Below are 20,161 nucleotides of genomic sequence, written 5' to 3'. Positions count from 1 at the left end.
AATCGTTGCCAGGCCGCTTATTTAAAACCACGTAAGGCCTGTTCAACATCAACACCGGCGACCAAAACACCCAGGAATTCGCCGTCGGCGGCACGCACAGGTACGCTGATTTTTACCTGAAAAGTACGGCTCGATTCATCGTATTCCAACTCACCAATATAATAGCGCGCCTGACTGTCACCGAAGTGCTGAAAGATCGCTTCATCACCCTGAAAATAATCACTGGTAGGCTCACTGGCTCCGGCGTTCAAACCGAACTTATCGGTAATAAATAACTCACTGAAAATCCCCTGCTGCTGTGCCTGAATGTAGGCTAGGCGGATCGATAGTTCCGAACTCATTAGTTCGTTAACCAAGTCGCCATCAGGCTGATCCACTTCAGCGCGCCACTGTTGATCCAAACGTTCGATATCAGTTGTCGTCAGTCGCTGGTTTAGCCGGTTTTGTCGGCGCAGTGCCTGGCGCATCCAGTCCGCTTGTTGCCACTGCGACAGTTGCTCCACCAGTTGCAGTAACTGCTCACGGTCGGCCTCGGTCAGTTGAGGATTGGCGGAGCGGCAATCATGAGCAGCATCATTAAAACGCTGCATAAAATCCGGGTTGTTAGCAAGGAAGGTGTCGGTGATGTAAAGACCCAATTGAATATAGCCGACAAAGCGTCGGTCAATATTTGCTGGCGCGCCATTAAAACTTGCCAGGGTTTCATCGAAGACCGAATCGCTGATCAAAAGATGATCGGCACGACGCGCTAAAAAGGCACGCATCAAACTTTCATTACTTTGCACCGTTAAAAACCGATGAAAGCCGCGCGCTTCCAGCCAGAGTTTCTGATAGGTCCCGCTCAATACCAGTATGCTTTGGTCACGAAAATCTTCCAGGCTGGCGTCGCCGATGACCTGATGGCTGTACCAATACCAGGTTTCCAATTGCAAGGGTTCGGAGAGTTTTGCAAAGCGATCGCTGCTGGCGTTTTTGACGTACAAAAACCAGCCATCGATACCGCCTTGATCGGCTAAACGCACCACCCGTGGCCAAGGTGCGACCGAGGTTTCATAGCGATACTCCGGCAGCGCATCAAAGACACAATTAAGCGTCGCCGTTGCCTCGCCACTCAACTGACGATTTTCGGTGATCAGGGTATAGGGCGGCATGATGTTGGTGCCCAGGCGCATCGTTGTTGTGGTTTGCGCCTGGGCACTTGCGATCATCACGCACAGGAGGAAAGCGGTGGCATACCGCATAGCCAGCCTCCAAACAGCGGTTCCTTATAGTGTAGCCGGGGAATTCCAAACTGCTCGGCGGCTGGACAATACAGCCTTACTGAGTGGTTGGCTCAGCCCTGCTTCGGGCCGACCCAAACCTGCTTGGCATTGACAAACTCGCGGATGCCATGCGGGCCCAGTTCACGACCCATGCCAGAGCGTTTGATGCCGCCGCTGGGCAGTCGTGGATCGGTTTTAACGATGCCGTTCACCGCCACCTGACCGGTTTCCAGTTGGGCGGCAATCGCTTCACCGCGCTTGGCGTCGCTCCACACTGCTGCGGCCAAACCGTAAGGCGTGTTATTGGCGATGCGAATGGCCTCGGCTTCATCTTGAGCCTTCATCACCACCGCCACCGGACCAAAGGTTTCTTCGCGGGCACCACACATCGACTCGGTGACATTGGTCAGTAAGGTCACCGGATAATAAAAGCCGGGGCCTGCTGGCAGTTCGCCACCGAGCACGCAGCGGGCGCCGGCAGAGACGGTGTCGTTGACCTGGCGATGCAGGTTGTCACGCAGATCGGCACGCGCGATGGGACCGATATCGGTGCTTTCCTCACGCGGGTCGCCCAGCTTGAGTTTGGCCAGACGTTCGGTCAGCAACTCGACCATCTGATCGTAGACCGGCGCCTCAACGATGATGCGCTTGGCAGCAATGCAGCTCTGACCGGCGTTAATGATGCGTGACAAAGTCAGTACATCGGCGGCGGTTTCCAGGTCGGCATCGGCGAGCACAATCGCCGGGTCTGAACCACCCAGTTCCAATACCGAATGTTTGATTTCCGAGGCGGCAATAGAGGCCACGGCAGCCCCGCCTTTTTCCGAACCGGTGAACGACACCGCCTGGACGCGCGGATCACGAATCACCGCTTCCACCGCGGGCGTTTCCAACGGCAGGTTCTGGAAAATATGTTCCGGTGCACCAGCGCGCACAAAAACATCGGCAATGGCCTGGGCACAGGCTGGCACGTGCGGATCGTGTTTCATCACGCAGACGTTGCCGGCCATCAGCGTTGGCGCACAATAACGAAACGCCAGCCAGAAGGGCGCATTCCACGGCAAAATACCGAGAATCACACCTAAGGGTTCATAGCTCACGTAAGAATGATGCGCATCCGACGCCAGAATCTCAGTAGCCAGATACTGCTCGGCGTGCTCGGCATAGTGCTCAGCGCACCAGGCAGCCTTTTCCACTTCGGCGCGGGCTTCTTTGATCGGCTTGCCCATTTCTTCGGTCATCAGGATGGCCAGGCGGTCAACGTCGTCGCGCATCACCTTGGCGGCCTTGCGCAATACCTCGGCGCGTTGCGCAAAGCTGGTTTGGCGCCAGCTGCGATAAGCCGCTTCGCCATCGGACAGAATGCGTTCCACCTGCTCGCTAGTGGCCGGCGCAAACTCATTCAGGGTTTCGCCATTGCTGGGATCGATTGCTGTCAGCATGGGGGTTCCTCTTACTAAAACAGTGGCCAGAGCCACTGTGTTGAATTCGATTAACAGGCCATGGCAGCGTGCCGGCCTCAGTACCGACACGCTGCGCTCATCAGGCGGCCTTCATCACCGACTTGATGGTGGTTTCCAGAATACCCAGACCTTCGCTCAGGTCGGCATCGGGAATGGTCAGCGGCGGAATCAATTTCAGAACGCGACCACCGGAACCACAGGTGCCCAGCAACAGACCGCTTTCAAAGCACTGTTGAGCAACCGCCTTGGCTTTGGCACCGTCACCCAGATCGATGCCTTGCATCATGCCTTTGCCACGCACGCTGACGCCGTTTAGACCGCTGGCAATGCCTTCCAGATGCTCTTTCATCTGCGCACCTTTGCGAGCGACGTCTTTCATCAGCGCCTCGTCGTCGAAATATTTCAGCGCTTCGACACCGGCGACAAAAGAGAAACCCTGACCCCGGAAAGTGCCGGTGTGTTCACCCGGGTTCCAGTGCTTGTCGTGCTCGGGTTTCACCAGGTTCATCGCCAGCGGTGTACCAAAACCACCGATGCCTTTGGCCAGAGTGATGATGTCCGGATCCAGACCCAGACCGTCAAAGCTGAAGTAGCTGCCGGTACGGCCACAGCCCGCCTGGATGTCATCGAGGATGACCAGGGCGCCCAGATCTTTAGCCAGTTTCTGAACCGCTTGCAGCCATTCTCGGGTGGCAACATGAACACCGCCTTCGGCCTGAATCGGTTCAATCAAAAAGGCCGCCGGTGCTTCCAGACCACTGGACGGATCGGCGAACAGCGCGCGCAATTCTTCAACCCGATCAACGCCCAAAGACGGATCACCACCTTCGGCACCAAAGGGTTCACGAATGACATTTTCCAGCGGCACGCCGGCAGCGTTACGGAAAGCTGCGTTAGCGGTACAGGCCAGAGCACCCAGCGTCATGCCGTGGAAACCGTTGGCATAGGCGACAATATTGCGACGGCCGGTAACACGGCGCGCCAGCTTCAATGCCGCTTCCACAGCGTTGGTACCGGTCGGCCCCATAAACTGCAGCTTGTGGTTCATGCCGCGCGGCTTGAGGACGGTGTCGACAAACTTGTCGATAAAGGCGCGCTTGGGCGTGGTGTGCATATCCAGGCTGTGCGCCACACCATCGTTCTGAATAAATTCGATCAACGCCGCCTTCATGCGTTCGTTGTTGTGACCGAAATTCAATACGCCGGCACCGGCAAAAAAGTCGATATAAGACTTGCCGTTTTCGTCCACCTGCCTGGCGTTAGAGGCCGATGTAAAAACCGTCGGGTACAGACGGCAGTATCCGCGAACATCGGATTCCCACTGTTCAAATGTGCTCAAATCCATAACAGCCTCTCCTCTCTTAAGCCGTGAAGTTCGACGCTGACAGACTGCGTTTTGTCAGCATCCAGATTGAAAAATTCAGTGGCGCGACGTCATTACTTAGATCATTACTTAGATCATTACTAAGACGACGTCGGCAAGGGCGCACCCACCAAGCGTGCATAGACCCGCGCCACATGTGGAATCAGCGCATCGTTAAAATCGTATTTCGGGCTGTGGCAAGGAAAGTCATGTCCTTTGCCATCGTCTGAGCCAATTAAGGCAAAAGCGCCCGGTATCTGTTGAAGGTAGTAACTGAAGTCCTCGGACGCCATGATCGGCACGGCAACTTTAGTTGCCAGCGCCTGTTCACCGAACTCTTCGACCAGTGCCTGGCGGTACTCGCCCGCCTCGCTAGCGTGATTGATGGTGGCGTCATAACGCGGGTAAACCGTCACTTCGCAGCTGACGCCATAGGCTTCAGCGGTGGATTTAGCGACCGATTCAATCAGTTCGCTCAACACCGCCCGCGTGCTGGGATCCGCCAGTCGGAAACTGCCTTCCAGCACAACGCGATCGGGAATCACCGTCACGCCGGAACGACCGTCAAAGGACGTCACACTCAGCACGGTTGCCTGCTGTGGCGGCAAACGCCGCGCTACCACTTGCTGCAAGGCAACGATCAACGCAGAACCGGCCAACACCGGATCGCGACAGAGTTCAGGCTGGCTGGCATGACCGCCCTGACCGATCACTTCAATGCGGAAGGTGCCGTTGCCGGCCATCACAGTGCCATCCGGGCAGACCGCCTGACCATAAGGAATGGCCGGCCAGTTGTGCCAACCGAAAATCGCATCGACGCCTTCGAGCGCGCCGTCTTCAATCATTTTCTTAGCGCCGTGACCGCCTTCTTCGGCGGGTTGAAACAATAAGGTGACCGGCCCCGGCAACTCAGCTTCGTGCTGTTTTAACCAGCGAGCAGCCGCGAATAAGGCCGCAGTATGACCATCGTGACCACAGGCATGCATGCAGCCTTCGGCTTCGGACGACCAGGCAACGCCGCTGTCTTCTACGATAGGTAAGGCATCGATATCAGCGCGCAAGGCGATATGCCGGCCTTTGGCCTTGGGGTTCAGCGTCGCCACCGTGCCGGTTTCGGCGCAGACCCGCCAGTCGATATCCAGCTGCGTCAGACGCTCTCGGATGGTGGCCGCTGTCTGCTGTTCGGCCCAGGTCAGCTCGGGCTGGCGATGCAAATCGCGACGCAATTCCACGGCGTCTTTTACCAGGGCTTTCCAGCTTGTCGTTGCAGACTGAGACACGAGGGACTCCATTTAACCGACGGAATTAATCGATGGGCTGAGGTTGCAATATTTTGGACATTAACAGGCCCGAATCGATTCACCCGTTTATAAAATCGAACATCAATGATTAGGCTTGCGTAATAACCTAAGCCGAAGGTCAAACTACCCTAGGTTTTTTAACCGAGGGCTTGCAAGTTTTTTTTGTTTTTTTGCGCATAAGGGCAGGTGGTGAACTTACAGCCGTAGTTAAAAAACCCTTTTTCAGCAGTAAGAGAATTTAATTTATTTGCTTATTTTTCAATAAGTTAATAGAGTAAATTCAGATTTACGACTATTAAGAATTGAGCGCCCATCAACAACGGTTGGTATTTATATCGACAAGGTGTTGAGTATATTTGATATCTCAAAAGCGCTTTGAAGCCGGCCAACTATTTTTAAGGGGAATAATGGTTAGGTCCCTAAAAATTACGCCCCTGAGCATCACTTTTAGCGCACAAAATCAGCACCAGGCGCTAATTTTGTGCACTTTATTGAACACTCACTGCCAGGGCAACCAACCAAAGTGGTCGGCGATCTGACTGAGCGACATCAGTAAACAGATGGTGATGACCAGAGGTCGTATCAAGCGGGCGCCACCAGCGAGCATGGTGTGACTGCCGATATAGGCACCCGCCACCTGCCCCGCCATCATGGCGCCGCCTAACACCCAGACCACCTGACCGCCGGCGGCAAAGAGCGCCAGAGAGGTGACATTGGTGGTGAAGTTCAGCAGCTTGGCGCGGATGGTGGCAGTCAATAAGGTCTGGCCGCGAAAGGCAACGCCGCTGGCGGCGAAGAGTGAGCCGGTGCCCGGCCCGAAAACGCCGTCATAAAACCCCAGCAGCGGCACGATGATTCCAGCCCAACGACCTTCACTCATCCGCGCCTCGGCTTCCATCTCACCGAGCTTGGGCGTGAGCAGAAAATACAGCGCCACCAAGATTAACAGGACAGGTATAAACCAGCTCAGCCAGTCGGTATCGATGTGCTGTACCAGAAGGGTGCCAAGCGCCGAACCAATAGCCGCCATCAACATCAGCCAAAGCAAATGCCGGCCACGCAAATGACCTTTAAAGAAGAGCGTCAGCGTAGAGGTTAACGTGCCAACAACGCCCTGGCTTTTGTTAGTCGCCAGAGCATTTACCGGCGGCACACCCGCCAGCAACAAAGCCGGCAACGCAATCAAACCGCCACCACCGGCAAGCGTATCCACCCAGCCGGCGACAAAGGCCACACAGAAAAAAATCAGCAATACAGAAACAGACCAATCCACGTCGACCACACCGGTCTCCAACAACAACAGAAGCCGGTTATTGTGCCTGAGCCACTAACGATAAGGCACTGATACAGCGTTCTTCCGCCCAATAAAAAAGCGCCACTAAGCTGGCGCTTTTGCGTTCACGGCTCACCGTCTGAATTATTCCAGTGACGGCATGACCCCGACGCTGCTCAAACTCTGCCAGGCGCGGCGGGCATCGGCTTCGTCATCAAAACCGGTGGCGAGTAATTGATAGCTTTGATCGTTATCGGACCAGTTGACCACCAGTTCCAGCGGCCGGTCGTTGATCGATTGATAGGCCTGGAACCAAAGCACTTCCGGCGAGACCAATCTGGCCAGTACGGCGTCAGCGGCGGTCTCGCTATCCAGCGACAGGCTGTAGGCGTCCGGTGTTTTACCCAGCGTATAGACGTAAATATCACCCACTGGCAGGCGTGGATTATCGCGATGCTGCGCCTCAAGTTCGCGGCTTTCCAGCCAGGCGCGCCAGCGATCCAACTGGGTCGCATCAGCGAAGCCATCAAGATAGAGCCAACCCTGTTTTTGCGCCGCATTCCACACCAGACGATGACGACCCGGCAAGGTGGTGTTGCTCGGGTTAAGCACCGGCGTTCTGAAATCCGGGTCCGACAACCAGGCTTCAACGCGTTCGGCATTCACCGGTCCAACCACCAAGGTATCGGTCATCATCGGCACCGGTTTTTCCTCGACGCTGTTCATGGCTTGTCGATCCGGAGCCGGTTCAGCATCTTTAGGTAGTTGATTCATCGCCGACACATCCGGTGCAGGCGGACGCTGACCCGGCAGTGAATTCATGCGCGCAATTTCTTCCCGCGTATAGGTCGGCTCAGTACTGCGCTCGATGGTTTCGGTAGCAAAATTTTCCTGCTCCATGGCCTGACCATTGCTGCCGGGAACGACTCGTTTAACCCGCGCCTGAATACCCGAACGACGCAACTGTCGACGCCAGTGGTCGGTGGCTTCCAGAGAGTCATATTCGCCCAGATAAAAACCAACCGCCCCACCCTGGCTGCTTTGGCCCAAAAAGACGGCCTGCGGATCGCGCTCATAAGCGACGGTATTAAAGAACTGACGCAAGCCGCGATATTCCAGTGCACGAACCGCTTGCGGCATCGAGGAAAATTCGCCCAACTGCAGTGTGTAGGGACCTTCGGGATAGCACTTGCACAGTTGTGATAATTCGATAATCGGCGGCAGCGATTGCGAACTGTGGCGCGGAATATATTGCGGCACCTGCGGATCAATCTGTACAGGTGGATCTTCCGGCGCCTGCTCAGTACCAGACTGTTGGCGTTGCTGTTCGGCCATGGCCTGACTTTCCAGCGCTGTCGGCTGGGTACCAAAGGTCAGCCGAAAACCATAACGCCAACGCCATTGATTGGGGATATCGCCATCGAAAAAGCCCTGGTAACCACCGTTGGCAAAAACGCGAAAATGATCAAAAACCGGCACCGAAATATCGGCATCAACACGATAACCCGGCGTGAACGGATCAATAACGGATTGGCCCAGATTATTTTCTACACCGACGGTCGACATGATCAGTCCACCGATGGCCTGAAAACGTGGACCCAGATTTCCCTGTTGCAGAATCAGGCCGGTCTCTGCCTGAGAAAAACTGCTTTCCAGAGTGTCGCCCTGGAAATCGTATTCCAGGCTACTGAGGTAACGATAACCAAGATCGAGCCCGACATGAGGATTCAACATCCACTGACCGTGACTGGCGATGCCCCAGCCGGTGGTGTGATCACTGCTGGCCGCGCCCAGGTCCAGGCTCAGTTCGTCGGCATGGGCCGGCACCAGGCTGACGACCAGCCCGGCCAGTACATTTATCATCCCACGGTGAGCCAAACGCCACCTGTGAATCCGGCTTGCACGCATTGATTTTCAACCCTTGTCTTGACCAAGCAGCCGGTGTGACCAGTACACAGGCTCCCCAAGGTTATCGCCCGCCAGCGCAGAAAGTTTAGGGAGCACTGCATAACTCACACCGGGCTCTGCGCAGTTGTTCAGCGGCGCTTTAGTCTGCTTCGTCAGGATTGAGGTTGACCTCCAGCACATAGCGGCTGGCTTTGATCGGCTTGCGGATATCGTGTTCCCACAATTCGGCGTCGTAACGCGACTTGGCCCATTCCGCCAGGTCATAAAAAGGTTGCCGGCCGGGGTCTGCGATTAATACCTGACGCACACCGGCTTTGTCGGCGCGCTTGATCAACTTCATCCAGTCATCACGCAGACTGTCCCAAAAACAGATATCGCCGCCGACGATGGTGTCGGCCATCGATAAATCGTCGCGGCTCAATTGATGCAATTTGCGTTGCCAGAAAACCGGTTTGAAACCATTCAGTTCGCCATGCAATTGCAGATAGGGTTTGACGCTTTTATCGGCGTCGATTGACATGACTTTGGAATGGAAATGTTTCTGCAGGAAAAAGGTTGTTGGCCCCCAGCCACAGCCAATATCGAAAACGACTCGATGGCTGGGAATGGGATCGAGCAACAGATAATCCATCAGCACAAAGCTGGAATCCCAGACTTTGGTACCGTGAATATTGGCTTCACCGTGCTCATCGCGAATGGCTTTGACGGATTTGTGACCGGGTTTGAGAAAGGTCAGACCATGAGCTTCGATATGCTGTTTGGGCAAGGACTGCTCCGCTGGTTGTAACGCGAAAGCAGCAGCATAGCGGTTGCGGTCGGCGCCGCCAACCGCTGTATTAATTGCGACTCTCTTGTCGTGCGATTAACCGCGAACCGGAATACCCAAGCGCTGATAAATAAAACTCAACAACCAGGCCGGACCGATCAACAGAAATTGAATATCCTGAAAGAAACTCGGCTTCTTGCCTTCAATTTTGTGGCCGACAAACTGGCCAATCCACGCCAGCACAAACAGCACCAAGGCAAAGACCCACAACGGCAGTTCAAAGCCGGCATTTTGATACGCCAGTATTAAGCCAATCGAAAGCGCTGCAATCACACCCATACCCAGGGTCAGCGTCCAGGACAGGCGCGCGTAAAACAGCAGACTGATCAAGATCAGCACACTGGCACCATTCAGCCAGGGATGGCCGGCCAGACTGACCTGCCACAGCAAGGCCAGCACACACCACAAAATAACGGGCACGCAGACCCAGTGAATGCGTTTGTTGGTTCGGTTCTGGTGGCTTTCGCCATATTCGGAAAGCCATTGATCAACAGATTTGTTCAGCATAGCGACAGCCTCTTTTATAGTTATTGGTCGCACTGAATCATCTTGCCACTGGAGCCCTGTAAGCTCAATTGGGCGCCCATCATTACCAATAATTCGACACCGCCGGCAGACTCGGCAAGCGACATTGATGCCATTGCGGCTCAATTTGCGGATCGGCAAAGCCATTGGCCTGATCAAGGTTCAATACCGGCGATTCATCTTCCGGTACGCACAGCCGCAGATGGATCGGTGTTTGACCATTCACCTGCTTGGTCACATCCAATTGGCCATCCCAGAGCACCGGCGGCAGGCGGCCACCAAAACCAAACAAGGTCCAGCGCAGCCATTTGAGTTTAAAGCCGTCCGGCTGAGTACCGCTGTCACCGTATTGGTTGTCATGCACGTAGATGGATTCTGGATAGGGGTCGAGTGCTGACTGTTGCCGCGTCACTTCATCGGCGGAAACCGAGCGTACATAGATGTCTGCGGTGCCATTATTGGTTAGCCGATTATCGAATACCTCGATCGCATCGCCGCCTTCAATCTGCACGCCAACGCCCTGCCACAATCCGGCCAGCTCGCTGGTCTCGGGTGCGGTATTAGCCTTGTTGTTGCGCTGAATGTCGTTGTCGAACAGGCGAATGGCATAGCCCGACATCGACGAATTCAAAGCATTCACAATGCGCACACCCTGAGTGTTGTCGACCAGCATATTGCCGTACAAATCGCTGTGCTGGGAATTACGTACATCAATACCAATCAGGCTATCGCTGACACGGGCATTGCGAACGACGACGGCGGCACTGTTGTGCAGCAAAATACCGGCCTGCGTAGCACTGCGAACTGCAACCTCATCCAGCAAGATGCGTCGGCTGTCGGTCACCTCTATAGCGGTGCTGGCAGCTAAGTCCTTATCCTGCCACTGAACCCTTAGGCCAATCAGCTGGGCTCGCTGGACACCCTTTATCGAGACCGCCACACCATGACTGTCTTCAATACTGAAATTACGCAAGCGAATGCCATTGGCTAACAACTGGACACTGGCATCATCCGTCGCCTGATTGGCAAAGGACAATACCGTCTTGCCCTCTTCGGAACCGGCGAGAATCAAACCTTCGGTCGTCAGTTGTATGGCCTGATCGAAGGGAAAACGGCCGGCCGGTAAATCAATCTGGTCACCTGGCTGCGCATCAGCCAGTTGTTGAGTCAGCTGCTGTTGCAGCAATAGTGTGGGTCGCGCCGCTTCATCGCCCTGACAACCCATCAACAGGGTGGTCACCAACATCAACACAGCAAGACGAACCAGGCGCAGACACAGCAAAACAACTTCTCCTATGAGCGGGGCAACGCGATCGGGCTTATTCAACGCTTTATAATCGGCGGGCAGTCTAACGAAAAAAGGACGCCGATGCGTCCTTCGATACCAATGGATAACTCAGTTGAGTTTTTAAAATAAATAACAGCCCGACCAGGCGAAGATAGAAGATATTAACCCATCCGGCCCAGCCGCAACTCTTTGGGAAGAACTGTCGAATTATGGCGACTGTCCGAGCCTCCCGAGCCCGGATATCTAACTTCGACAGGGCCAGCGATCAGTTGTCGCTGAGAACCGCTACACCTGCATAGGTCAGTTCCTCACGTACTTCCGGTCGCGCCAGCTGGCTTAGGGTATTGTAGTTACCGCGACGACGTGACTTATGCTTATTAACTGCACCGAGGAACGCCAGTAAGGATTTCTTAGCGGGTTCTTTCTTCTCCATTTCCGTTTCACCTTGGGATAAATGCTCTGAAGGCTGTACCCCTCACCATCAGATGACTATTGATCATTGGGTACCCTTACTACTTTAGTCCCCTTGACGGTAGACATCTGCACAAATATTAGACAAACATTATTAACCTTAATTTCACAATAGAGCCCGAACACCTGATAAACGTGAAATACATCACGTTTTTCAGATCGATCAATAAAAGCAATTCTCGTTATGGCTAGTTAAGCCGGTGCCTTCAGCAGCACCGGCGCTTCCTTACCGATTATTGACTTAAAGTCACTGAAAAATGGAACACCGTCCGCCATTGCTCATCTTATGAGCAGTAATTGATCAGCGAAGCAACGTTAAACCGCCGGCTGCGGTGTTCTTATCGGCCAGTGCACCAGCAGGCTCGCCCCCACCAGCAAGATGGCGCCCAGACATTGCAGCGGTGTTAGCGCAAAACCGAGAAAGACCCAGTTGACCAGGCCCGCGGCCACCGGAAAACACATCTCCGCCAGAGCGCTGTGACGTGACGCTATGCGCTTAAGACCACGATAATAAAACGCCATACCCAGCAAACCGGAAATGGACACCATCAGCGCCACCCAGCCCAACTGCGGCGCCGTGATCACCAGCGCATCGGGTTGTAATGCCAGGACCCAGGGCAACAGACATAATAAGCCGACGGCAAAACGTCCGGTCATCAAGGCACCGGTACCGTAGCCACTTTGAGTCAGCTGTTTACCGAACACCGTGCTGGCACCCCAACTCACCACCGCCAGCAGCGTTAAACCATAGCCGGCCAGACGCGCTTGCAGTCCCGGCTGATAAAACCAGTCCTGGCCACCGATAAAGGGCAAGAGATCTTCCCACATCAACAGCAGACTGCCAGACAGACAAACGGCCAGATAGGCGAGAAAACCACGACTGATGCGCTCGCCCAACACCCAGGCTGACAAACTGACCGCCACGATCGGCTGCAATTTCTGCAACAGAATAACCAGCGTCGGATTCATCAGGTTAAAGGCTTGAGTAAAAGCCAGGGTACCGAGCGCCGAACCGAGCCCGCCGATAATGAACAGCGGCAAACTATCGCGCCGGCTGAACGGCCATAGCCGAACGCCGGCGACACGACACACCACCAACATCATTAACAGCAGCAGCGCGTGCTCAAGAAACACCAGCTGCAAACTGCTGATGCCGGCGCTGAGCAGGGGGTAACGTATTAAGGTATCGAGAGCCCACAGAACGCAGGCCAGCAAAACGTACAGAGTTCCTGTCACAACACTTCTCCGAGGTGACAGGGCTTGGCTTTTCGAAAGGATAAGAACGCAGACCACGGCGCCCAACACACCGCTTTTACCGGTGCAGCAGCAACCACAGCCACCATCGCCTGTTGGCGATGTTGCGATCAACTTCTTTCATCCGGACTATCACCGTCGGCTCAGGAATAAGTGATTGGATCACCGCACCTGATCTGCTGACCCTGCTTTGCGTGACACAAAACAGGCGCTCGTGGGCTCTGCGCATCGGGCACCCGCCCTAGCGCACTACCACCGGTGGGGACTTTCACCCCGCCCTGAAGTTGAAAAACGACGTTATGGTACGCCGCGATCTGAGCCCAGACAATGCAGGAAATTCGAACGAGTTGTTCACAGCCAGGCGACATCGCCGTGGTTATCCCAGGCCAGATCCAGCTGACCGCGACCATGAGCGGCACCATCGTCAGTGGCACGAGTGCGCCACTGCCCCAAGCCATTGGCCGCCCAAAGTTCACCGCCTGCCTCGGCGATCATGGCAATGTCACGCATCGGTTCGGCCTCAACAGCGGCATCGCCGCGCCAATGCAGCAGATGATGGCCTTTGGGTGAACTGACGGTCACACCACCGGGATAAGCCACTACGCTGGCGATGTAATTATTCATCTGTAACCAGTGCCAGGGTTCGGCCGGCAGCGGCTGCCAAGTCGGTTGCTGCCAATTAACGCGATACACCAAGGGCAAATCGGTGCGACCGGAACCATAGTATTGCAGCCCGACATAAACCCAGTCGGCATCGACATCCAGATGCCGCACCGAAAAACCAGGCCCCGGCGATGGTAGTTCGGCGCGCACCGCACCGCGCTCATCGAGTAACAACAGCGCGCTGGCAAAGGAGGTATCACCCTGGCGTACGCCGTTGCCCAGACCACCCACCGCCAGCGCGGCACCGCCAGATGGATGCGCCACTATCTGATGTGCACCCATGCCCGGCAGAGTCCTATCATCAACCCAGTCGCCCGCCGTCGCCGACCACTTACCCAGATGCACCGCGCTGCTGTCGGCGTGGCCCAGAGGTATCCAGCAGTCATCGCCCTGCCAGCAGCCATGACCGACAAAGATGCGCTCGCGCGGCGGTGCCAATTGCTGTTGCAACTGACCATCAGCGGGATCAAACAGCCCCGCCCATTGGCCCGGACGACGCGCAAACACCAAAGCGCGAGCCTGAATGGAATCGACGGCAAAACCATGAGCCCGACCCGGCAAAGCAGTGCGATAGCGTAATTGGCCATCGGCATTAAGCGCCGCCAGATAATAACGACCGTCCAAGCCATGAGCACTGCCGAGCCACAGTCGCTGCCGACCCTGAGCTCGCACCCAGGGCGACATAGCGGTTAAACCCGCCAGCCTCAGAAAGGTGCGTCGATCAATCGCCATCTTGATTGTTAAATCCGATCAGCAACGAATAACGCTCGGCGACTTCATCGCTGAGCCAGCTTTCGACCGCCACATTGACCGCGCGAATACGCTGACTCAATTGCCAGGCCGCTTCGGCATCATCGGCCGGCCAGCCGTCAGGCAGTTGCTTGGCCAGTTGCTGCAAATCAGTACTGAGTGACTGCGCCGCCTGGTCCTGGGAATCATCCGGGAAGGCATCGGTAACCAGCACGATGCGCGCGGCCAGATTGTTCAAAGCGGCTTTCACAAAGGTCAACGACTGGCCGGTTTCGGAGACATCGCCCATAAAGGGACGATAACGACCGTCTGCTTCAGGAAGCACTTCGCGCAGGCGCTGATTGATGCGGCTGGCCTGGGCGTACAGATCGTTGGTCGCCAGCGTCAGGGCACGATCGGCCGGTGTCAGTTGCTGCGGCAGTTGTTCGGTAATCTGCGACAGATAACCCTGATAAACCGTCGCCCAGTCGGTTAACAACACACAATCAGGCTGCGGCTGAGCCAGCAGCCAATCGACACCTTGAATGCCATGACCGGCCAACTGCAACGACTGATAAGCGCCGTCGGCCCGCTCCTGCTGATGCGTCTGCATCTGCCGGGCAACAATGCCACGACTGTCGGGCCAGAAGGCCACCCGGTAACCCAGACCAAGCTCATCGATAACGGCCGGAGACTGAGTCGCAATGACGCCCCACTGCGCCACCAAATTCTGCCAGGCCGGCTGCACCGCGTGACGCTGAGCAGTCGACAAGAAGTCACTGCCGCTACAACTTTGCTGCAATTGCTGCGCTAACTCAGCAGCGGCCTGTTGCCAATCCAAAACAGCCTGCTTCTGGGCTGCTTCCCATTCATCCAGCCAGGCCGCCTTAACCGGTAACACCACGGCCAATATCAACATACTCAGATAACGCATGACTAAAGACTCCTAAAGGGAGTTAACAAACTCAATCAACGCCGCCCGCTCTTCGGCCGATAAACGTTCGAAGGCTTCACGACTGGCTTTGGCTTCACCGTCGTGCCACAGAATCGCCGCAAAGACCGACTCAGCGCGACCATCGTGCAGCAGCTGCTGATGACCATTGACCGTCGGTATCAAACCGATGCCCCAGAGCGGTGGCGTACGCCACTCCTGTCCACTGGCAGCAAATTCCGCACGATTATCCGCCAGGCCCGGTCCCATATCGTGCAATAACAAATCGGTAAAGGGATGAAAGGTCTGGTTCGATAACGCTGGCCGATCCGGCAACGAACCCGTGGTCATGGTCGGCCGATGACAGGCAGCACAGCCGCTGTCGTTGAACAACATTTCGCCACGCTGTACGGCGGCGCTGTCATGATTGCGCTGCGCCGGTACCGCCAGATGACCCGAGTAAAAGGTCACCGCATCGAGCAGTTCGGTGCGCACCTCTGGATCGCCACCATTGACGCTCTGCGCGCAAACCGGCTGGCGCGGCGAGCAGTTTTCGGTGCGGAACAGATCGCTGGTCAGCCCCAGATCACCATTAAAGGCAGCGGCATTTTGCTGGCGCAAACTGGGCTGACCGGCCTTCCAGCCAAAGCGGCCCAGCGCCTGGCTTTGGGTTTGCACATCCCAGACCCGGTTGGCGCGGCCAGAAATGCCATCGCCATCAGCATCTTCGGCATCCACCCAGGCCAGAACCTGATCTTCAGAAACCGCTTCAAGCAGGCCCAGACCGATCATGGCAGGCGCCACACGCACCGAAACCCGGGTGTCCGGATGCATATCACCCGAGGTTAACTGGCTGAATACCGGCCGAGGCTGACGCAGCACAACCTCGCTGCCATCGACCAGACGATGAGCGTAATCGGTGAATTGGATGGTCACGCGACCCTCCGGCTGAGTACCAGGAATGCTGGCGTCCTGGAACTGACCGCCGTAGCTCGGTTCCGGCACCACGCCATGGCGGGCGATCCAATCGTCGGCCACGGAATCATCGGTGGGAATACTCAGACGCACTAACATCGACACCGCATTGTCGGCATCGCTTTCCGGCAAATGACCGCGACCGTCTTTGATATGACAACTCTGGCAGGCGTTGGTGTTGAACAGCGGGCCCAGGCCATCGCGCGCTGTGGTCGTCGCCGGCGCCGGTATCCAGGGATTGCGGAAAAACGAATTGCCGACGCTGAAGTCCAACCGTTGCTCAAACGACAGATTCGCCGCTGGCAATGAGAAGGCGTTAACGCCGGTGCTGTGCACGGTGGTATCGCCACCGGTCATTGGCAGATCAGCCGCCGACGGCAAGGCCAGCAAGATAGCAATAACGAAGCCGCCCAACCGAAACCGGTGACGGCGAGAGGTCACGAGATTCATACGATCTCACTTCACGATTGATACAGCACAATAGCGTCGGGGCCGGTCCAACCGACCCCGAAACCAGCTTAGAACTGATGGTCGGCATTATCCGGATTGAGGCGGTCGATATCCATCGCCAAAGCCATCTCTTCGATGACACGCGCTTCAGCAACCAAGGCATCGATAGCCGACTGAACCAGGGCATGACCTTCGCTGTTATCCATGGCGATCAGTTGATCAAAGTGGACATTATCCTGCTCAGCCGAAGCCACCAGCTTGCTCATCGCCGCATCGACCTCGGCGAAAGCAGCATCGGCACGCTCAGCCAGTTGCGGATCCTTGGACTGCAGATAATCACGGATGGAGCTGCCGTTTTCACCCCCGAACTCACCGCGATACACATTGCGAATGCCGCGGGCGTTATAGAAGTGCGAGTTATGAGTGTTGTCGGAGAAGCAGTCGTGCTCGTCTTCGGTAGAGAACGCCGACAGCGCCACCTTCATCCGCTCACCGGCCAGTTCACCCAAAGCCAGGCTGCCCATGCCATAGAACACACGACGCAAGGCGTTATCGGTCGGCTCGCTCAGCAAGGCAGCGCGGTAGTTATCGGACTGGTTCGGTGACCATTGCTCAACCATGTATTCCAGATCGGCAATCAGCAGATCCATAGTCGCCTGCAAATAAGCACGACGGCGGTGGCAATTGTCGTTGGTGCAGTCGGCACCCACCACAAAATCGGTATAAGGACGCTCACCGGCACCGGCATTGGTACCGTTCAGATCCTGACCCCAAAGCAGAAATTCCACAGCGTGATAACCGGTCGCGACGTTCGCTTCCGAGCCGCCCAGTTCATTCAATGACGCCAGCAGTTCCGGTGACAGCTTGGACACATCCAACTGTTCGGAACCGACCTGAACGCTGTCGGAGGCGATCAGATTAGCCGTAGCGCCCGGGTTACCCAGTTCATGCACGTAGCTGTCGTCAACGTAGTCGATCAGACCTTCGTCCAGCGGCCAGGCATTCAACTGACCTTCCCAATCGTCGACCACCGGGTTACCAAAACGGAACACTTCCGATTGTTGATAGTCTTCACGCGCTTCGATCCAGGCATCCTTGGCCGCCTGCAGACCGGCTTCTGATGGCTCACCGACGAAGCGCTCAATGGCGCGTTCCAAGGCTTTGGCTGAGGTCAGCGAGGCCTGATAAGTGGTGAAAGCGACATCGGCGTATTGTTCAACGATGGCGTCCTTGCTCGGTGCAGCGGCATGAGCGGCGCCCACCACCAGAGAACAGGCGGTCAAAGGGACGATAAACAAACGATGCATGGGTTACTCCTTGTCTTATGAATAAGCCTTATGAATAAGTCTTATGAATAGGGGTTGTTTGAGGCACAGCGATACGAACAACAATAAATGTCAAAGAATGGTCAATAATGATAATGACTTGCATTTATAAGTACAACCCATGTTCAGACGTTACCCTTTGAAACTTGCAGCCACCGGCTCGACTTCGGCCTAATAGGCGTCTCGATATCCCGAAGGAATTAACATGACCACTGGCCCTATTCGTACTGGACTGATCGGCTATGGCCTGTCCGGTCGCGTGTTTCATGCGCCCTTTATCGACGCACTCGATGAGTTTGCGCTGACCGCCGTAGCCAGCCGTCAGAGCGAGACCGTCCTGGCACGCTACCCACACAGCCCGGTGGTGGCCAATGCCCACGACCTGATCGCCATGGCTGATCTCGACCTGATCGTGATCACCGCCCCCAACGATCAACATTATCCACTGGCGATGGCCGCGCTCGATGCCGGCAAAGACGTGCTACTGGAAAAACCGGCAGTCACCCGGCTGGCGCAAATGGAAGCCTTGGCCGAGCAGGCCGAGCGCGCGGGCCGGACACTGTGCGTCTATCAAAACCGGCGTGTTGATGGCGACTTTCTGCATCTCAAGAGTTTGCTTAACGAAGCACCGCTGGGCCAACTGAAACACCTGGATTCGCGCTTCGACCGCTTTCGTCCGCAGCCGCAAGCACGCTGGCGCGAACAGCCCGGCGAAGGCAGTGGCATTTTCTGGGATCTGGGGCCGCATCTGATTGATCAGGCGCTGCACCTGCTGGGCGCGCCCGAGGCGTTAACCGCTAACCTGCGCACGCTGCGCGCTGGCAGCCAGACCACCGACTGGTTTGAACTGCAGTTGCATTATGGGCAGTGCGAAGTTGTGCTCGGCTCTACGCCCTTTGAAGCGGGCGCCATGCGTCGTTTTAACGCTCGTTTTGAAGGCGGTAGCTGGCAATGCTGGGGCCTGGATCCACAAGAAGAGGCGTTGCGCGCTGACCAGGCACCGAACGATCCGGCTTATCCGAATCTTGGCGCCCAACAAAGCGGCGAACTGGCGACTGTCGATGGCAGCCAGCCCGCGACGCCGGCGCACGGCGACTATCGTCAATTTTATCAACGACTGGCCAAGGCCGTGACGGGTCACGGCTCAGCTCCGGTCAGCCTCGACGACGCCTGCGCCCTGCTCTACACCTTGGAACGTGCTGAGGAATCGGCGCGTTTGGGTCAGCGTCTGGCGTGGCGTTACCAACGCCCGACATCCCAGCCTTAAGGTGTTGCAGCGCTGCTGTGCTGGCGTTGCCACTGCTCCAGTCCGGTCGACAGCAAGCGCTGGGCGGTGCCATCTTCAATGACTTCAGTCAGGATGCGCGCCAACTGGCCGCGCAATTCGCCGCTGTTGCAGGGCGACCGATGCGACAAGGTTAAAAACAGCTGTTCCTGACTGATCGGCGGCTCCAGCGCTCGCAATTCACCGGCAAAGCCCAGTCGTTCGGCATAGGCGGCTGCGGGAAACTCTTCATAGAGCAGATAATCGACCCGGCCCTGAACCAACATGCGCATGGCTTGATCCAGTGTTGCCACGCTGTCGATACTCAGGTGATCGTGAGCGTAGTTGTCGAAGTCCTGACCCAGACTGTTATTGATCAGGCTGATGCCCTGCCATTGCCCCAGATCGGCCCAGTCCTGATACGCCAGCATTTGATCCTGGCGCGTCCAGACCAGACTGCGGGTGGTGTAAAAGGCAGGATGAATGTAATCCATATACTCAAGGCGGGATTTGGTCAAAAAGGCGCCGGCGATCAGGTCGACCCGGCCAGCGCGAACTTCTTCCTGTGCCCGCGACCAGGCGCCGGTATAGACCACTTCGATGGGAATCCCCAGCCGCTGGCCAACTTCTTCGAGCAACAACTGATTGGCGCCGATCAAGGCATTTTCATGCTGCGGCGAACGCCACAGATAAGGTGGGTAATCCGGATTACCTGTCGCCACCAGCCGATCACAGCTCAAACTCACCGATTCAGCCTGGGCCGTCACCGACCACAGCACCAGCGATAACAGCAGACATTGCCCCAGAACACCCTTCATGACGTCACTCCCGAGCAAGAAGACTTGGAGACGCTCCTTGTCTCGACAGTATGAACACCATACTAGAAGTGC

17 protein-coding genes and 1 riboswitch are annotated in these 20,161 nt (G+C 56.1%); of the genes, 1 reads left to right on the top strand and 16 read right to left on the bottom strand.

What is annotated here, in order from left to right; all coding sequences use genetic code 11:
- Positions 1-17 precede the first annotated feature (17 nt).
- The 15 genes from ABMA60_RS12005 to ABMA60_RS11935 all read right to left on the bottom strand — a co-directional run bounded on the left by ABMA60_RS12005 (position 18) and on the right by ABMA60_RS11935 (position 17,989).
- Positions 18-1,241 (bottom strand): hypothetical protein, encoded by a 1,224-nt coding sequence (locus ABMA60_RS12005; protein WP_392803343.1) that lies wholly within the window; start codon positions 1,239-1,241, stop codon positions 18-20.
- A 92-nt stretch (positions 1,242-1,333) separates the two neighbouring features.
- Entirely contained in the window at positions 1,334-2,704 is a 1,371-nt protein-coding gene (locus ABMA60_RS12000; RefSeq protein WP_392803341.1) for an NAD-dependent succinate-semialdehyde dehydrogenase, read from the bottom strand.
- Between the two features lie 100 nt (positions 2,705-2,804).
- On the bottom strand, positions 2,805-4,064 hold the full coding sequence (locus tag ABMA60_RS11995; protein WP_392803676.1) for an aspartate aminotransferase family protein: 1,260 nt from the start codon (positions 4,062-4,064) through the stop codon (positions 2,805-2,807).
- 125 nt (positions 4,065-4,189) lie between these two features.
- The gene (doeB2, locus tag ABMA60_RS11990; RefSeq protein WP_392803339.1) at positions 4,190-5,368 is read right to left on the bottom strand and encodes a N(2)-acetyl-L-2,4-diaminobutanoate deacetylase DoeB2; all 1,179 of its coding nucleotides are present in this window, start codon (positions 5,366-5,368) and stop codon (positions 4,190-4,192) included.
- Between the two features lie 520 nt (positions 5,369-5,888).
- Positions 5,889-6,671, bottom strand: a complete 783-nt coding sequence (locus ABMA60_RS11985) for a TSUP family transporter (RefSeq protein ID WP_392803337.1) — start codon at positions 6,669-6,671, stop codon at positions 5,889-5,891.
- A gap of 135 nt (positions 6,672-6,806) precedes the next feature.
- Positions 6,807-8,525, bottom strand: a complete 1,719-nt coding sequence (locus ABMA60_RS11980; RefSeq protein ID WP_392803335.1) for a hypothetical protein — start codon at positions 8,523-8,525, stop codon at positions 6,807-6,809.
- Between the two features lie 184 nt (positions 8,526-8,709).
- Entirely contained in the window at positions 8,710-9,336 is a 627-nt protein-coding gene (locus ABMA60_RS11975; protein WP_392803333.1) for a class I SAM-dependent methyltransferase, read from the bottom strand.
- A gap of 96 nt (positions 9,337-9,432) precedes the next feature.
- Positions 9,433-9,903 carry a DUF962 domain-containing protein gene (locus tag ABMA60_RS11970; RefSeq protein WP_392803332.1) on the bottom strand — a complete coding sequence of 157 codons (471 nt, stop codon included), beginning with the start codon at positions 9,901-9,903 and terminating at the stop codon, positions 9,433-9,435.
- A gap of 82 nt (positions 9,904-9,985) precedes the next feature.
- Complete coding sequence (locus ABMA60_RS11965) at positions 9,986-11,203, bottom strand: parallel beta-helix domain-containing protein (protein ID WP_392803330.1); 1,218 nt, start codon at positions 11,201-11,203, stop codon at positions 9,986-9,988.
- Positions 11,204-11,474: 271 nt separating this feature from the next.
- On the bottom strand, positions 11,475-11,642 hold the full coding sequence (locus ABMA60_RS11960) for a hypothetical protein (protein ID WP_392803328.1): 168 nt from the start codon (positions 11,640-11,642) through the stop codon (positions 11,475-11,477).
- Positions 11,643-11,995: 353 nt separating this feature from the next.
- The gene (locus ABMA60_RS11955; RefSeq protein ID WP_392803326.1) at positions 11,996-12,916 is read right to left on the bottom strand and encodes a DMT family transporter; all 921 of its coding nucleotides are present in this window, start codon (positions 12,914-12,916) and stop codon (positions 11,996-11,998) included.
- 126 nt (positions 12,917-13,042) lie between these two features.
- A riboswitch (FMN riboswitch) is annotated at positions 13,043-13,224 on the bottom strand.
- Between the two features lie 61 nt (positions 13,225-13,285).
- Complete coding sequence (locus tag ABMA60_RS11950) at positions 13,286-14,329, bottom strand: DUF1513 domain-containing protein (RefSeq protein ID WP_392803324.1); 1,044 nt, start codon at positions 14,327-14,329, stop codon at positions 13,286-13,288.
- Positions 14,319-15,260, bottom strand: coding sequence for a hypothetical protein (locus ABMA60_RS11945; protein ID WP_392803322.1), 942 nt, complete (start codon positions 15,258-15,260; stop codon positions 14,319-14,321). The genes ABMA60_RS11950 and ABMA60_RS11945 overlap by 11 nt, the downstream gene beginning before the upstream one ends.
- Before the next feature lie 12 nt (positions 15,261-15,272).
- Positions 15,273-16,682: a di-heme oxidoredictase family protein gene (locus ABMA60_RS11940; RefSeq protein ID WP_392803320.1), complete on the bottom strand. Its 1,410-nt coding sequence runs from the start codon at positions 16,680-16,682 to the stop codon at positions 15,273-15,275.
- A 68-nt stretch (positions 16,683-16,750) separates the two neighbouring features.
- Positions 16,751-17,989, bottom strand: a complete 1,239-nt coding sequence (locus ABMA60_RS11935; protein ID WP_392803318.1) for an imelysin family protein — start codon at positions 17,987-17,989, stop codon at positions 16,751-16,753.
- 223 nt (positions 17,990-18,212) lie between these two features.
- Between ABMA60_RS11935 and ABMA60_RS11930 the strand changes: the two genes are divergently transcribed.
- Entirely contained in the window at positions 18,213-19,274 is a 1,062-nt protein-coding gene (locus ABMA60_RS11930) for a Gfo/Idh/MocA family oxidoreductase (protein ID WP_392803316.1), read from the top strand.
- Here the strand turns inward: ABMA60_RS11930 and ABMA60_RS11925 are convergent.
- Positions 19,271-20,089 carry a substrate-binding periplasmic protein gene (locus ABMA60_RS11925; protein ID WP_392803314.1) on the bottom strand — a complete coding sequence of 273 codons (819 nt, stop codon included), beginning with the start codon at positions 20,087-20,089 and terminating at the stop codon, positions 19,271-19,273. The genes ABMA60_RS11930 and ABMA60_RS11925 overlap by 4 nt on opposite strands.
- Positions 20,090-20,161 lie beyond the last annotated feature (72 nt).

The sequence above is a fragment of the Saccharospirillum sp. HFRX-2 genome (genome assembly GCF_043196805.1).
In the GTDB taxonomy this organism is placed as follows: domain Bacteria; phylum Pseudomonadota; class Gammaproteobacteria; order Pseudomonadales; family Natronospirillaceae; genus Saccharospirillum.
This window is presented reverse-complemented; position numbering and strand designations above follow the sequence as displayed.

Excerpts from the sequence above, each read along its gene's own strand:
- ABMA60_RS12005 (WP_392803343.1), bottom strand. The coding sequence starts at position 1,241 with ATGCGGTATGCCACCGCTTTCCTCCTGTGCGTGATGATCGCAAGTGCC.
- ABMA60_RS12000 (WP_392803341.1), bottom strand. The coding sequence starts at position 2,704 with ATGCTGACAGCAATCGATCCCAGCAATGGCGAAACCCTGAATGAGTTT.
- ABMA60_RS11980 (WP_392803335.1), bottom strand. The coding sequence starts at position 8,525 with ATGATAAATGTACTGGCCGGGCTGGTCGTCAGCCTGGTGCCGGCCCAT.
- ABMA60_RS11970 (WP_392803332.1), bottom strand. The coding sequence starts at position 9,903 with ATGCTGAACAAATCTGTTGATCAATGGCTTTCCGAATATGGCGAAAGC.
- ABMA60_RS11960 (WP_392803328.1), bottom strand. The coding sequence starts at position 11,642 with ATGGAGAAGAAAGAACCCGCTAAGAAATCCTTACTGGCGTTCCTCGGT.
- ABMA60_RS11950 (WP_392803324.1), bottom strand. The coding sequence starts at position 14,329 with ATGGCGATTGATCGACGCACCTTTCTGAGGCTGGCGGGTTTAACCGCT.
- ABMA60_RS11945 (WP_392803322.1), bottom strand. The coding sequence starts at position 15,260 with ATGCGTTATCTGAGTATGTTGATATTGGCCGTGGTGTTACCGGTTAAG.
- ABMA60_RS11940 (WP_392803320.1), bottom strand. The coding sequence starts at position 16,682 with ATGAATCTCGTGACCTCTCGCCGTCACCGGTTTCGGTTGGGCGGCTTC.
- ABMA60_RS11935 (WP_392803318.1), bottom strand. The coding sequence starts at position 17,989 with ATGCATCGTTTGTTTATCGTCCCTTTGACCGCCTGTTCTCTGGTGGTG.
- ABMA60_RS11930 (WP_392803316.1), top strand. The coding sequence starts at position 18,213 with ATGACCACTGGCCCTATTCGTACTGGACTGATCGGCTATGGCCTGTCC.
- ABMA60_RS11925 (WP_392803314.1), bottom strand. The coding sequence starts at position 20,089 with ATGAAGGGTGTTCTGGGGCAATGTCTGCTGTTATCGCTGGTGCTGTGG.